The sequence below is a fragment of the Streptomyces sp. BYX5S genome, from assembly GCF_054724165.1.
On the sequence record NZ_CM138829.1, the window covers coordinates 7,805,822 to 7,819,083 of the forward strand.

The 13,262-nt window shown below is 73.2% G+C and carries 11 protein-coding genes; 6 read left to right on the forward strand and 5 right to left on the reverse strand.

Going from position 1 to position 13,262, the window contains the following annotated elements; genetic code table 11:
• Nucleotides 1–21: 21 nt before the first annotated feature.
• A complete protein-coding gene (locus ACYBSK_RS35220; RefSeq protein WP_457481306.1) occupies nt 22–1,665 on the forward strand; it encodes a DNA repair helicase XPB in 1,644 nt (547 codons plus the stop codon).
• Between the two features lie 143 nt (nt 1,666–1,808).
• On the opposite strand, the gene ACYBSK_RS35225 is transcribed toward ACYBSK_RS35220, so the two are convergent.
• On the reverse strand, nt 1,809–4,085 hold the full coding sequence (locus tag ACYBSK_RS35225) for a heavy metal translocating P-type ATPase (RefSeq protein ID WP_460244526.1): 2,277 nt from the start codon (nt 4,083–4,085) through the stop codon (nt 1,809–1,811).
• Between the two features lie 189 nt (nt 4,086–4,274).
• On the opposite strand from ACYBSK_RS35225, the gene ACYBSK_RS35230 reads away from it, so the two are divergent.
• A complete protein-coding gene (locus ACYBSK_RS35230; protein WP_460244527.1) occupies nt 4,275–5,243 on the forward strand; it encodes a hypothetical protein in 969 nt (322 codons plus the stop codon).
• A gap of 70 nt (nt 5,244–5,313) precedes the next feature.
• Nucleotides 5,314–6,009, forward strand: a complete 696-nt coding sequence (locus tag ACYBSK_RS35235; RefSeq protein ID WP_460244528.1) for a copper homeostasis protein CutC — start codon at nt 5,314–5,316, stop codon at nt 6,007–6,009.
• 142 nt (nt 6,010–6,151) lie between these two features.
• Here ACYBSK_RS35235 and ACYBSK_RS35240 read toward each other — a convergent pair whose 3' ends face one another.
• Nucleotides 6,152–8,119: a HelD family protein gene (locus ACYBSK_RS35240; protein WP_460247159.1), complete on the reverse strand. Its 1,968-nt coding sequence runs from the start codon at nt 8,117–8,119 to the stop codon at nt 6,152–6,154.
• A 351-nt stretch (nt 8,120–8,470) separates the two neighbouring features.
• Nucleotides 8,471–9,142, reverse strand: coding sequence for a maleylpyruvate isomerase family mycothiol-dependent enzyme (locus ACYBSK_RS35245; RefSeq protein WP_460244529.1), 672 nt, complete (start codon nt 9,140–9,142; stop codon nt 8,471–8,473).
• Between the two features lie 49 nt (nt 9,143–9,191).
• Here ACYBSK_RS35245 and ACYBSK_RS35250 point away from each other — a divergent pair, with 49 nt between their 5' ends.
• Together ACYBSK_RS35250 and ACYBSK_RS35255 are read left to right on the forward strand one after the other, a co-directional pair.
• A complete protein-coding gene (locus ACYBSK_RS35250; protein ID WP_460244530.1) occupies nt 9,192–9,869 on the forward strand; it encodes an HD domain-containing protein in 678 nt (225 codons plus the stop codon).
• A 151-nt stretch (nt 9,870–10,020) separates the two neighbouring features.
• Nucleotides 10,021–11,262, forward strand: coding sequence for a Cmx/CmrA family chloramphenicol efflux MFS transporter (locus tag ACYBSK_RS35255; protein ID WP_460247160.1), 1,242 nt, complete (start codon nt 10,021–10,023; stop codon nt 11,260–11,262).
• Here ACYBSK_RS35255 and ACYBSK_RS35260 read toward each other — a convergent pair.
• The gene (locus ACYBSK_RS35260; RefSeq protein WP_457481312.1) at nt 11,259–11,519 is read right to left on the reverse strand and encodes a DUF4031 domain-containing protein; all 261 of its coding nucleotides are present in this window, start codon (nt 11,517–11,519) and stop codon (nt 11,259–11,261) included. The genes ACYBSK_RS35255 and ACYBSK_RS35260 overlap by 4 nt on opposite strands.
• A 7-nt stretch (nt 11,520–11,526) precedes the next feature.
• On the reverse strand, nt 11,527–11,907 hold the full coding sequence (locus ACYBSK_RS35265; RefSeq protein WP_457481313.1) for a hypothetical protein: 381 nt from the start codon (nt 11,905–11,907) through the stop codon (nt 11,527–11,529).
• 324 nt (nt 11,908–12,231) lie between these two features.
• Here ACYBSK_RS35265 and ACYBSK_RS35270 point away from each other — a divergent pair, with 324 nt between their 5' ends.
• On the forward strand, nt 12,232–13,161 hold the full coding sequence (locus ACYBSK_RS35270; RefSeq protein WP_460244531.1) for a MurR/RpiR family transcriptional regulator: 930 nt from the start codon (nt 12,232–12,234) through the stop codon (nt 13,159–13,161).
• Nucleotides 13,162–13,262: the final 101 nt, after the last annotated feature.

Here is a 13,262-nt window from a genome sequence, read left to right on the forward strand (position 1 = left end):
GTGCCGAAGGGATGTGCGTACGTGAACGGTCCTCTCATCGTCCAGAGCGACAAGACCCTGCTCCTGGAGGTCGACCACGAGCAGGCCGACGCGTGCCGCCGGGCGATCGCCTCGTTCGCGGAGCTGGAGCGCGCCCCCGAGCACATCCACACCTACCGTGTGACGCCGCTCGGCCTGTGGAACGCGCGGGCCGCCGGGCACGACGCGGAGCAGGTCGTGGACGCGCTGGTGGAGTTCAGCCGGTACCCGGTGCCGCACGCGCTGCTCGTCGACATCGCCGAGACGATGGACCGCTACGGGCGCCTCACCCTCAGCAAGCACCCGGCGCACGGGCTCGTGCTCACCTCCACCGACCGGCCGGTCCTGGAGGAGATCCTGCGCTCGAAGCGGATCCAGCCGCTGGTCGGCGCCCGGATCGACGCCGACACCGTCGCCGTGCACCCCTCCGAGCGCGGCCAGATCAAGCAGACGCTGCTGAAGCTGGGCTGGCCCGCCGAGGACCTCGCCGGGTACGTGGACGGCGAGGCGCACGCCATCGACCTCGCGGAGGACGGCTGGTCGCTGCGGCCGTACCAGAAGCAGGCCGTCGAGAACTTCTGGCACGGCGGTTCCGGCGTCGTCGTGCTGCCCTGTGGCGCCGGCAAGACACTCGTCGGCGCCGGGGCCATGGCCGAGGCCAAGGCGACCACGCTGATCCTCGTCACCAACACCGTCTCCGCCCGCCAGTGGAAGCACGAGCTGGTGAAGCGGACGTCCCTGACCGAGGACGAGATCGGCGAGTACAGCGGTACGAAGAAGGAGATCCGGCCGGTCACCATCGCCACGTACCAGGTGCTGACCACCAAGCGGAAGGGTGTGTATCCGCACCTGGAGCTGTTCGACTCCCGCGACTGGGGACTCGTCGTGTACGACGAGGTGCACCTGCTGCCCGCGCCGGTCTTCAAGTTCACGGCCGATCTGCAAGCGCGGCGCCGACTCGGGCTCACCGCCACCCTCGTACGCGAGGACGGGCGCGAGTCGGACGTCTTCTCGCTGATCGGGCCGAAGCGGTTCGACGCTCCGTGGAAGGAGATCGAGGCGCAGGGGTACATCGCGCCCGCCGACTGCGTCGAGGTGCGGGTCAACCTCACCGACTCCGAGCGGCTCGCGTACGCCACCGCCGAGGCCGAGGAGAAGTACCGGTTCTGCGCGACGACCGCCACGAAGCGGAAGGTCACGGAGGCGCTGGTGAAGAAGCACGCGGGCCAGCAGACGCTCGTCATCGGCCAGTACATCGACCAGCTCGACGAGCTGGGCGAGCACCTGGACGCGCCCGTGATCAAGGGCGAGACGACGAACGCGGTGCGGGAGAAGCTCTTCGACGCGTTCCGGGAGGGCGAGATCAACGTCCTCGTGGTGTCGAAGGTCGCGAACTTCTCGATCGACCTTCCGGAGGCGACGGTCGCGATCCAGGTGTCCGGCACGTTCGGCTCGCGGCAGGAGGAGGCGCAGCGGCTCGGGCGTGTGCTCCGCCCGAAGGCCGACGGCCACGAGGCCCGCTTCTACTCGGTCGTCGCGCGCGACACCATCGACCAGGACTTCGCCGCGCACCGGCAGCGGTTCCTCGCGGAGCAGGGGTACGCCTACCGCATCGTCGACGCGGACGACCTCCTCACGGAGAGCTGACCGGCACCGTCCCCACGCCGCGGGGCTCCGCCCCGGACCCCGCGCCTCAAACGCCGGCGGGGCTGGAACGATCAAGCCCCTGCGGCGATTGAGCAGCGGGGTCCGGGGCGGAGCCCCGTGGCTGTCGCCCCGGTGCCGCGCGCCTAGTAGCTGCCCCGGAACCCGCGGAGCCGCAGGCTGTTGCCGACCACGAACACCGACGAGAACGCCATCGCCGCCCCCGCGATCATCGGATTCAACAACCCCGCCGCGGCCAGCGGAATCGCCGCGACGTTGTACGCGAACGCCCAGAACAGGTTCCCCTTGATCGTGCCGAGCGTCCGCCGCGACAAGCGGATCGCGTCGACCGCCGCCCGCAGATCACCCCGTACGAGGGTCAGGTCCCCCGCCTCGATCGCCGCGTCCGTCCCCGTGCCCATCGCGAGCCCCAGGTCGGCCTGCGCGAGCGCCGCCGCGTCGTTGACGCCGTCGCCGACCATGGCCACCGAACGCCCCTCTTCCTGAAGGCGCTTGACGACGTCGACCTTGTCCTGCGGAAGGACCTCGGCGATGACGTCCGCCGGGTCCGTGATGCCGACCTCGGCGGCCACGGAACGGGCCACCGCCTCGTTGTCCCCGGTCAGCAGCACCGGCCGCAGCCCGAGCCCGCGCAGCGACGCGATGGCCTCGGCGCTGGTCTCCTTCACCGCGTCGGCGACCTCCAGGACCGCGCGCGCCTCACCGTCCCAGGCGACCGCGATCGCCGTGCGCCCGGCCTCCTCGGCCGCCGCCTTGGCCTGCGCGAGCTCTTGCGGGAGGTGGATCTCCCACTCCTTCAGCAGCTTCTCGCGCCCGACGAGCACGGCGTGCCCGTCGACGACGCCCTGGACGCCGAGCCCGGCGACGTTCACGAAGTCCTCGGGCGAGGGCAGCGCCCCGACCTCGTCGGCGGCCCCCGCCGCGACGGCCTGGGCGATGGGGTGCTCGGAGGCGTGCTCCAACGCGCCCGCCAGGCGCAGCACTTCGGCGCGCTCGACGCCGTCGGCGGTGTGCGTGCCGAGGAGGGTCATCCGTCCGGTGGTGACGGTTCCGGTCTTGTCGAGGACGATCGTGTCGACGGCGCGGGTCGACTCCAGGACCTCGGGGCCCTTGATGAGGATGCCGAGCTGGGCGCCGCGGCCGGTGCCGACCAGGAGCGCGGTGGGCGTGGCGAGGCCCAGGGCGCACGGGCAGGCGATGATCAGGACGGCGACCGCGGCGGTGAAGGCGGCGGTGAGCCCCGCGCCGTTGCCGAGCCAGAAGCCGAGGGTGGCGACGGCGAGGGCGATGACGACCGGCACGAAGACACCGGAGATGCGGTCCGCGAGCCGCTGGGCGGCGGCCTTGCCGTTCTGCGCGTCCTCGACGAGCTTCGCCATCCGGGCGAGCTGGGTGTCGCCGCCGACCCGGGTGGCCTCGACGACGAGGCGCCCGCCGACGTTGAGCGTGGCGCCGGTGACGGCGTCGCCGGCCGCGACCTCGACCGGCAGGGACTCGCCGGTGAGCATGGAGGCGTCCACGGCGGAGGTGCCCTCGACGACGGTCCCGTCGGTGGCGATCTTCTCGCCGGGCCGCACCAGGAACCGGTCCCCGACCTTCAGGTCCTCCACGGGGACGGTCATTTCGTGGCCGCCCTCGTGGATCACGGTGACGTCCTTCGCGCCGAGTTCGAGCAGCGCCCTGAGCGCGGCGCCCGCCTTCCGCTTGGAGCGGGCCTCGAAGTAGCGGCCCGCGAGGATGAAGGCGGTGACGCCCGCGGCGGCTTCCAGGTAGATGTTCGCCGCGCCGTCACTGCGGCCGATCGTCAGCTCGAAGGGGTGCGTCATGCCGGGCTCACCGGCCGTACCGAAGAACAGGGCCCACAGCGACCACAGGAACGCGGCCGACACGCCCAGCGAGATCAGGGTGTCCATGGTCGCGGCGCCGTGCCGCAGGTTGGTGAAGGCGGCCTTGTGGAAGGGCCAGGCGGCGTACACGACGACGGGCGCGGCGAGCGTCAGGGACAGCCACTGCCAGTACTCGAACTGGAGGGCCGGGATCATCGCCATCGCGACGACGGGTACGGCGAGGACCACCGCGGTGATCAGGCGCTGGCGCAGCGGGCGCAGCTCGTCGTCGGCCGCGTCCTCCGCCTGCTCGCCGGTGCCCGGCGCGGAGGCGGCGGCGGGCGGCGCGGGCTCGCGCGCCGTGTAGCCGGTGGCCTCGACGGTCGCGATCAGGTCGGCGACCTCCACCCCGTCGGCGTACGCGACCTTCGCCTTCTCGGTGGCGTAGTTGACGGTGGCCTCGACGCCTTCCATGCGGTTGAGCTTCTTCTCGACGCGCGCGGCGCACGACGCGCAGGTCATGCCGCCGATGGCGAGTTCCACCTGCGCAGGCGGGGCAGCGGTGTGCGCCGACATGATGCCTCCTCGGGTCCGGGTGACCGGGACGTCAGAGACCCCGGCCTGTGATCCATTTATACCCCTGGGGGGTATCAAAAGCAAGGCGGGCCCCGCCTTGACTTCATACCCCCTAGGGGTATCTTCATGAATGCGGCTACGACACAGCGCACAGACACAGCGCACCCGAAACCGGCCGAGGAGCCCGTTATGCAGACCGGACTGAAGATCGCCGCCTTCGCCGCGGCAGCGGCCGCCACCTTCGGCACCGCGTACGGGGTCGGGAGCGCGGCCGACCCGGTCGTCGCCGAGAAGCGGCCGGCCGCGCACGAGGACATGGGCAAGGAGAAGGGCAAGGAGAGCGGGGACGCCGAGCACGGCGGCGGTGAGGGCGCCGGGCACGGCGGCGACACCGCGACGGACGCCGCCGATCTCACGCCCGGCGGCCTCCAGGTCTCCGAGCGCGGCTACACGCTCGACCTCGAACGCGACCGGCTGCCGGACCGCACCGGCGAACTGCGCTTCACGATCCGCCAGGACGGCGAGGGCGACGGGAGCGACGGGCACGACGAGGGCGGCGGACACGGCGCCGACGCGCCCCTGACCACGTACAAGAAGGAGCACGGCAAGGAGCTGCACCTGATCGTCGCCTCGCGCGACCTGACCGCCTACCGCCATCTGCACCCCGTACGGGACGCCGACGGCACCTGGTCGACCCCGGTCTCGCTCCCCAAGGCGGGCGACTACCGCGTCTTCGCCGACTTCTCGCCGCGCGGCGAGAAGGAGGGGCTGACGCTGGGCGCCGGGCTCGGCGTCGCGGGGACGTACCAGCCCGCGCCGCTGCCGGAGCCCGCCACGACGGCGCGCGTCGACGACGGCTACGAGGTCCGGGTGGAGGGCGAGCTGGCGGCGGGCGCGGCGAGCGAGCTCACGCTCAGCGTTCGCAAGGACGGGCGGCCGGTCACCGACCTGGAGCCGTACCTCGGTGCGTACGGGCACCTGGTCGCGCTGCGCTCCGGTGACCTCGCGTACCTGCACGTTCACCCGCACGACGGCAAACCGGGGCCGGAGGTCGCGTTCACGGCGACCGCGCCCAGCAAGGGCACGTACCGGCTCTTCCTCGATTTCAAGCACGACGGCGAGGTACGGACGGCTGCGTTCACGGTGCACGCGGCGTAGGCTGAGCGGGACATTGGACTAGACCTGTCTCGGTGCCCCGGGCAGGCCGTCGCGACAGGAGCCGAGCCTCATGAGCAAGCGTGCAGTCCTGGAGGTGATCGCCCTCGACGCCGAGGACGCGGTCGCCGCGCAGGCCGGGGGTGCGGACCGCCTGGAGCTGGTCACCGACATGGCCGCGGACGGGCTGACGCCGTCGGTGGAGACGTTCACGGCGGTACGGGCCGCCGTGGACATCCCGCTGCGGGTGATGCTGCGGCTCGCGGACGGGTTCGCGGCGGGGGACGTGGCGGCGCTGGTGGAGCGGGCGCGGGAGCTGCGGGCGGCCGGGGCGGACGAGTTCGTGCTCGGGTTCCTGGACGAGCACGGGGGGCCGGATCTCGCGGCCGTCGAGCGGCTCGTGGCGGAGCTGGACGGGTGCCGGTGGACGTTCCACCGGGCCATCGACCGGGCGGCCGACCGGGACGCGCTGCGCAAGCAGTTGGCGGATCTGCCGGGGCTCGACACGTATCTGACGGCCGGGTCGGCGGACGGCGTGGACGCGGGGCTCGACGTGCTCCTCGCGGAGGCGGCGCGGGGGGCCTCCGGCGATCCCGGGTACGAGCCGCGGCTGCTCGTGGGTGGGGGGTTGCGGCTCGACCATGTGGCGGTGCTGCGGGCGGCGGGGGTCACCGGGTTCCACATCGGCGGGGCGGCGCGGCCGGGTGGGTGGGACGCGGCGGTGTCGCCGGAGGCGGTACGGGTGTGGCGCACCACCGTCGACGCCTGACCCGCCCACCCGCTCGGGGCTCCGCCCCGGACCCCGCTGCTCAAACGCCGCAGGGGCTTGAATTGGCCCACCACATCAAGCCCCTCCGGCGATTGAGGAGCGGGGTCCGGGGCGGAGCCCCGTGCGGTGCGGCGCAACAGTCTTACGTCAACTGCCGCGGCAGCGGAGCCTCGTGGGTGACCAGGAGCCCGGAGACCGCCCGGGTCAGGGAGACGTAGAGGCGGCGGAGCCCCGTCCGCTCGTCGGGCTCACCGTCCACCACGGCCGCCGGCTCGTCCAGTACCACGTAGTCGTACTCCAACCCCTTGGCCAACGACGCCGGCACCAACGTCAACCGCGCCTCCGCCGTCGTCTCCTCGCCCGGCGCGAGATACCGCAACCCCACCCCGTCGAGCGCCGCGCCCAGCGCCCCGCACCGCGCGTCCGCCGCGATGAGCCCCACCGACCCCTCGTGCCGCAACGCCTCCACGCACGCCGCCACCACCTCGCCCGCCCCGGAAACCTCCCGCACCTCGAACGCCCCCGGGTTCTCCCGGACCGACGCCACCGGCGTGAGCCCCGGCGCGATCTCCGGCAGCAGCCGCGACGCGTACGTGATGACGTCCGTCGGGACACGGAAGCCCGCCGTGAGCTCCTCGACCACCGCGTCCGGCTTCCCGAGATGCGCCAGCGCCTGGTCCCAGCTCCGCGTCGCCCACGGCGTCGTCCCCTGCGCGAGGTCCCCGAGCACGGTCACCGACCCCGTCGTGGCCCGCCGCCCCACCGCCCGGTACTGCATCGGCGACAGGTCCTGCGCCTCGTCGAGCACGACATGGCCGAGCGAGTGCGTCCGCTCGATCAGGTCCCGCGCCTCGTCGATCAGCACCGCGTCCGCCGCCGACCACTTCGCGCTCTTCACGCTCCGCGCGGGCTTCGCCCACAGCACGGCCTTGCGCTCCTCCTCGTCCAGCAGCCCCCGCGCGTGCTCGGCGAGGAAGTCCGCGTCCGACAGCAGCCGCAGCACCAGTTTCGCCGGGTCGACCGCGGGCCAGACCTCCTTGACGAGCGCCTTCACCGCCGCGTTCCGCGCCACCGCGTTCTGCACCCGGTCGTCGGGGGCCTCGCCCGCGCGCTCCATCTGGACGAGCACGGCGTGCGCGATCCGCTGCGGCAGGGCCTCGCGCGCGGCCCCGTACCGCATGTCACGGCCCATCAACTCCCGTACGATCTCCTCCAGTTCGTACGAAGCGACCCGCCAGCGCCGCGAGCCGCGGACGACCACGATGCCCTCGGTCGGCAGCGTGATGTGCGCACGCAGGGCGCGCCGCAGCACCTCCGCCATCCGCGCGTCGCCCTTCACGAGCGCGGCCGCGGGCTCGTCGGCGCCGCGCACCTCCACCACGCTGCCCACGAGGTCGTCGACCGTCGCCTGCTTGACCTCCAACTCGCCCAGCGCCGGGAGGACTTGCTCGATGTAGTGGAGGAAGGACGCGTTCGGCCCGATGACGAGCGTGCCGGTGCGGGCGAGGCGCTCCCGGTGCGCGTACAGCAGGTACGCGACGCGGTGCAGGCCGACGGCGGTCTTACCGGTGCCGGGCCCGCCCTGTACGCACACCGAACCGGCGAGGCCGCTGCGCACGATCTCGTCCTGCTCGGGCTGGATGGTCGCCACGATGTCGCGCATCGGGCCGACGCGCGGGCGCTCGATCTCCTGCTGGAGCAGCTTGCTGGTGCGCTCCGCCTCGGCGGGGTCGGTGAGGTGTTCGTCCTCGTACGCGGTGAGGTCGCCGCCCGTGTAACCGAAGCGGCGGCGCAGCGCGACGTCCATCGGGTCCTTCTTGGAGGCCCGGTAGAACGGCTGGGAGACGGGCGCGCGCCAGTCGATGACCATGGGGTCGCCGTCGGCGTCGTGCACGTGGCGGCGGCCGATGTAGAACTTCTCGCCGTCGGCACCCTCGGCCTGTTCCGCGCCGGGGGCGTGGACGTAGTCGAGGCGGCCGAAGAAGAGGGGGGTGTGGCTGAGGTCGGCGAGCGCCTTGATCCGTGCGTCGATCTGGTGTTGCAGCACCTCGGCGTTGACCCAGTTCGCGGTGACGTCGCGGATGTCGAGGGCCTGCGCGTCCTCGCGCATCGCGCGCAGGGCGGAGCGGGACGAGACGAGGTGGGCGCGCTCGCGGTCGAGCGGGGAGGGCGACGGTGAGGGCGAGGGGGTCGGCGACGGGGACGTGCTCACGGGGTTCTGCCTCCGGTTCCGGGTACGCGTCGGGTGGGTCCCGGCCGGTTTCCGTCCGGTCGGCGGCGCTCCGGCCGTCCGGCCACGGGTGGGTGTGGGTGGGGCGGGGAGGCGGGCAGACGCGCGAGTGTACGTGACGCCCTCCGGTGCGGGCCAACCATTTTCCCGGCCGCCGCCACCGCGCCCTCACCCCCGGGGCTCCGCCCCGGACCCCGCTGCTCAAACGCCGCAGGGGCTTGATGGGGCCGCTCAGCCGAAGAGGTTCAGTTGGGGTTCGTGGGTGCCGGCCAGTTCGTAGCGTGTGCCCACCACCGGCCGTCCCGCGAAGAGGCGGACCAGCGTCGCCGCCCCGCCGATGTACCGCGCGGGCGGGCCCTCCCCCACCTCGCCGAGGAGCACCGGCTCGTCCACATCGTCCAGGTCCGCGTGGAGCGCCGGCCGCCCCCGCTCCCGGCTGATCCGCACCATGAGGTCGAGCGCCAGCGGCAGCCCCACCCCGGCGTACGCCCCGGGCTCGCCGAAGGCGTCCCGTACGTCTCCGGCGTGCACCCACTCCCCGAGCGCCACCCCGTCCAGCACCCCGCCGGCCGAGGCGATCGCCGCGCCCGCCTCCGTCATGCCGCGCTCCAGCTCGTCCACCACCTCCTGGTGGGTCCACGCGGCCCGTTCCGCGATGTCCTGGTCGTTGGCCTCGGGGCTGAACACCCCCTTCTCGAACCGGCCCTCCACGACCCGCGTCAACGCAGCCGAACAGTGCGCGAGCACATCCCGCACCGTCCACCCCGGACACGCGGTGCGCAGCTCGAAATCCGCGTCCGGCCTGGCCCTCAACAGCGGTATCAGCACGTCCCGTTCGGCGGCCAGCAGCCGACCGGGCAGCTCGGGGTCACGCGCTTCGTCTCGTACGACACCTGATGTCATGGCCCACACGGTAGAGGCGCCACGGAGGTCAGGCCCTAGGGTCGGTCCCATGACGTACGACGCCCCCGACCCGGCCGCCCCCGACCTGCGCGAGCGGTGGGCCCGCACCCTGCGCACGGCACGCGCGGCAGGCGGCCCCGACGCGGGCACCGGCCCCGACCCGTACCCGTACGCCGACAACCTCCTCGCCCGCTGGTCGGAGCCCCAGCGCAAGTACCACACCGTCGACCACCTCGCGGCGGTCCTCGACCACATCGACGTGCTGGAGGAGCACGCGGCGGAGCCCGAGCTCGTGCGGCTCGCCGCCTGGTTCCACGACGCGGTGTACCGGCCGGACCGCTCGGAGAACGAGGAGCGGTCCGCCGCGCTCGCCGAACGCGCCCTGACGGAGGCCGGGTTGAGCGCGCGGGACGTCGCCGAGGTGGCCCGCCTCGTCCGCCTCACCGTCACCCACGACCCGGCCGAGGACGACACCAACGGCGAGGCGCTGTGCGACGCCGACCTGGCGATCCTGGCCGCACCGACCCCCGCGTACGCCGCGTACACCAAGGCCGTGCGCGCGGAGTACGCCTTCGTGCCCGACGAGGCGTTCCGCGAGGGCCGGGCCGCGGTGCTGCGCCAACTCCTCGACCTGCCGCGGCTGTTCAGGACCCCGTACGGCAGGTCCCGATGGGAGTCGGCCGCCCGCGAGAACCTCACCGCCGAGCTGACCCTGCTCACCCCCTGACCCCGTCGCCCGCGGCGCGTGTGAACGGCGCCCGAACGGTGCGCCACGACACACCACGGCGGGAATGCCACCTTCGACACCCGGGTTGGCTCCTTACATGTCCCCACAGCCCACCCCCTCCCCCGGCCCCGCCCCTCGCCCCGGCAACCGCATGCCCATGGCCGTCTACATGCTCGGCCTCAGCGTCTTCGCGCTCGGGACCAGTGAGTTCATGCTCTCCGGGCTGCTGCCCGCGGTCGCCGACGACATGGACGTCACGATCCCGCAGGCCGGACTGCTGATCTCGGCCTTCGCCATCGGCATGGTGGTCGGCGCCCCGCTCCTCGCCGTCGCCACCCTGCGCCTGCCGCGCCGGACCACGCTCATCTCGCTCATCACGGTGTTCGGCCTCGGCCAGGTCGCGGGCGCGCTCGCCCCGACCTACGCGGTCCTGTTCGCCTCCCGCGTCGTCTCGGCCCTCGCCTGCGCGGGGTTCTGGGCGGTCGGCGCGGCGGTCGCCATCGCGATGGTGCCGGTGAACCAGCGGGCCCGCGCCATGGCCGTGATGATCGGCGGCCTGTCCATCGCGAACGTGCTCGGCGTCCCCGCGGGCGCGTTCCTCGGCGAGGGACTCGGCTGGCGCGCGGCGTTCTGGGCGGTCGGCGCCGCCTCGGCGATCGCCCTCGTCGGCATCGTGACGCTCGTGCCGGCCATTCCAGTGCCCGCCGAACGGCCGCGCCTGAGGCGGGAGTTGAGCATCTACGCGGACCGTCAGGTGTGGCTGTCCATCGCCGTCACGGCGCTCGCCGCGGGCGGCGTGTTCTGCGCGTTCAGCTATCTCTCGCCGCTCCTGACGGACGTCGCCGGTCTCCCCGACGGCTGGGTCCCGGCCGTGCTCGCGCTGTTCGGGGTCGGCGCGCTCGCCGGTACGACGCTCGGCGGGCGGATCGCGGACGCGCACCTCTTCGGGGTGCTGCTGACCGGCATCACCGCGTCCACGGTGTTCTTGGTGGTCCTCGCGCTGCTCGGCCGGTTCGGGGTCGCGGCGGTGCTGCTGTCGTTCCTGCTCGGCTTCTCCGCGTTCTACACGGCTCCGGCCCTCAACGCCCGGATGTTCAACGTCGCGGGCGCCGCCCCCACGCTGGCGGGTGCCACGACGACCGCGGCGTTCAACCTGGGCAACACGGGCGGTCCCTGGCTGGGTGGCACGGTGATCGACGCGGGCCTCGGCTATCCGGCGACGGCGTGGGCCGGTGGGGCGATGACGATCGTCGCGCTGGCGTTGACGGTGGTGTCGTCGCGGCTGCACCGGCGGGCGAGGTCGAAGGTCGTCACGGGCTCCGGAAGCGTGCCCGACGTCACGGGGCTCCGCCCCGAACCCCGCTCCTCGATCGCCGGAGAGGCCCGGAACTAACTCCCCTTCCGCCTCCGCAGGCCCGCCTCCGTCAGCCTGCGCACGAGTTCCTTCGAGCCGATCTCGACGGCTCCCGCGCGCACCGCGTCCGCGTACCGGTGCGACGGGAGGTCGTAGTGGTCGCGCTCGAAGGCGCGCGGCGGCACCCCCAACGTCCGGGCGAACGCGTGCAGTTCGTCGTACGAGACGTCGCTGACCAGGTGCGACCACATACGGTCGTGGCCCGGCCAGTTCGGCGGATCGATGTAGACCGTCAACGGACCGTCACCCCGCCACCGACCCGAGGCCGCCGACCGGCGCCACGGTCACGCCCGCCTCCGAGCACACCCAGTGCGGGTCCGCGCCCAGCTCCGGCTCGACGTCCAGCGCGTGCGGAGCCTCGGTGGCGGAGTCCGGACCGCACACCGGGCACAGCGGCCAGCGGCCGTGGTGCTCCAGGATCCCGTCCTTGACGTCCTGGGCGACGAGCCCGACCACGAACTCCACCCCCTCCGGCCACTGCTCCACCCACCAGCGCCGCGCGGCGATCGACTCCTCCACGAGCGACACGATGTCCGAATCCGCGACGTCCCCGGCCTTCAGATCCGCGAGCACGAGCGCGCGGGCCGCGTGCAGGGCCTGCTCCAAGGGGCTGATGGTGTCCATCCCCCCATTGTGCGCCCACCCCCACCCTGAACCCCTTGTCGCGATCGAGCAGCAGGCCCACCTTCAAGCCTCGGCGCCGATCGAGCAGCAGGCCCACCTTCAAGCCCCTGCGGCGATCGAGCAGCGGGACCACCTTCAAGCCCCTGCGGCGATCGAGCAGCAGGACCACCTTCAAGCCCCTGCGGCGATTGAGCAGCGGGGTCCGGGGCGGAGCCCCGCGTCCGCAACCCCGCCCCCGCGCTCCCGCCCGCGCCCCCGCTCCCACCTCCGTCCCGGGCCGAAGGACCCTTGACCGATCCCCCCTCCGAAAATATCTTTCATCACGTGAGCAATGACGTGAAGGAAAGTTTCGGCGGGGACGCCCCACCCGCCCCCGCGGCCCTCGCCGCCAAGGTGCGCACCCTCGCGCCGTCCATGACCCGCTCCATGCAACGGGTCGCCGAGGCCGTCGCCGGGGACCCCGCCGGCTGCGCCGCCCTCACGGTCACCGGCCTCGCCGAGCTCACCGGAACCAGCGAAGCCACGGTCGTCCGCACCGCCCGCATCCTCGGCTACCCCGGCTACCGCGACCTGCGCCTCGCGCTCGCCGGACTCGCCGCCCAGCAGCAGTCGGGCCGGGCGCCCGCCGTGACCGCGGACATCGCCGTCGACGACCCGCTCACCGACGTCGTCGCCAAGCTCGCGTACGACGAGCAGCAGACCCTCGCCGACACCGCCGCCGGACTCGACACCGCGCAGCTCGGCGCCGCCGTGACCGCGATGGCGAACGCGGGCCGCGTCGAGATCTACGGCATGGCGGCCTCCGGCCTCGTCGCCCAGGACCTCGCGCAGAAGCTGCTGCGCATCGGGCGGCACGCGTACGCGCACAGCGACCCGCACCTGGCGGTCCACAACGCGGTGACGCTCCGCTCGGGGGACGTGGCGGTGGCGATCACCCACTCCGGTACGACCGGCGACGTCATCGAGCCGTTGCGGCTCGCGTTCGAGCGGGGTGCCACCACCGTCGCGATCACGGGGCGGCCCGGCAGTCCGGTGTCCCAGTACGCGGATCACATACTGACGACGTCCATCGCGCGGGAGAGCGAGTTGCGGCCCGCGGCGATGTCCTCGCGGACGAGTCAGCTGCTGGTCGTGGACTGTCTGTTCGTGGGGGTGGCGCAGCGCACCTACGAGACGGCGGCGCCGGCGCTGTCCGCGTCCTACGAGGCGCTGGCCCACCGCCACCGGCCCGCTCCACGGGGAGGCCGCCCATGACCCCGCTCCTCAATCGCCGGAGGGGCTCCACTGTGCCCACCCGCCGATCGAGGGCCCGGCCCGACGGGGCTCCACATCGCCGCCCTCGTCAGCCCACATCA

What these genes read in the sequence shown, in the direction of transcription:
- ACYBSK_RS35225 (WP_460244526.1), bottom strand. Translation starts at nt 4,085, where the DNA reads ATGTCGGCGCACACCGCTGCCCCGCCTGCGCAGGTGGAACTCGCCATC.
- ACYBSK_RS35230 (WP_460244527.1), top strand. Translation starts at nt 4,275, where the DNA reads ATGCAGACCGGACTGAAGATCGCCGCCTTCGCCGCGGCAGCGGCCGCC.
- ACYBSK_RS35235 (WP_460244528.1), top strand. Translation starts at nt 5,314, where the DNA reads ATGAGCAAGCGTGCAGTCCTGGAGGTGATCGCCCTCGACGCCGAGGAC.
- ACYBSK_RS35240 (WP_460247159.1), bottom strand. Translation starts at nt 8,119, where the DNA reads ATGCGCGAGGACGCGCAGGCCCTCGACATCCGCGACGTCACCGCGAAC.
- ACYBSK_RS35245 (WP_460244529.1), bottom strand. Translation starts at nt 9,142, where the DNA reads ATGACATCAGGTGTCGTACGAGACGAAGCGCGTGACCCCGAGCTGCCC.
- ACYBSK_RS35250 (WP_460244530.1), top strand. Translation starts at nt 9,192, where the DNA reads ATGACGTACGACGCCCCCGACCCGGCCGCCCCCGACCTGCGCGAGCGG.
- ACYBSK_RS35255 (WP_460247160.1), top strand. Translation starts at nt 10,021, where the DNA reads ATGCCCATGGCCGTCTACATGCTCGGCCTCAGCGTCTTCGCGCTCGGG.
- ACYBSK_RS35265 (WP_457481313.1), bottom strand. Translation starts at nt 11,907, where the DNA reads ATGGACACCATCAGCCCCTTGGAGCAGGCCCTGCACGCGGCCCGCGCG.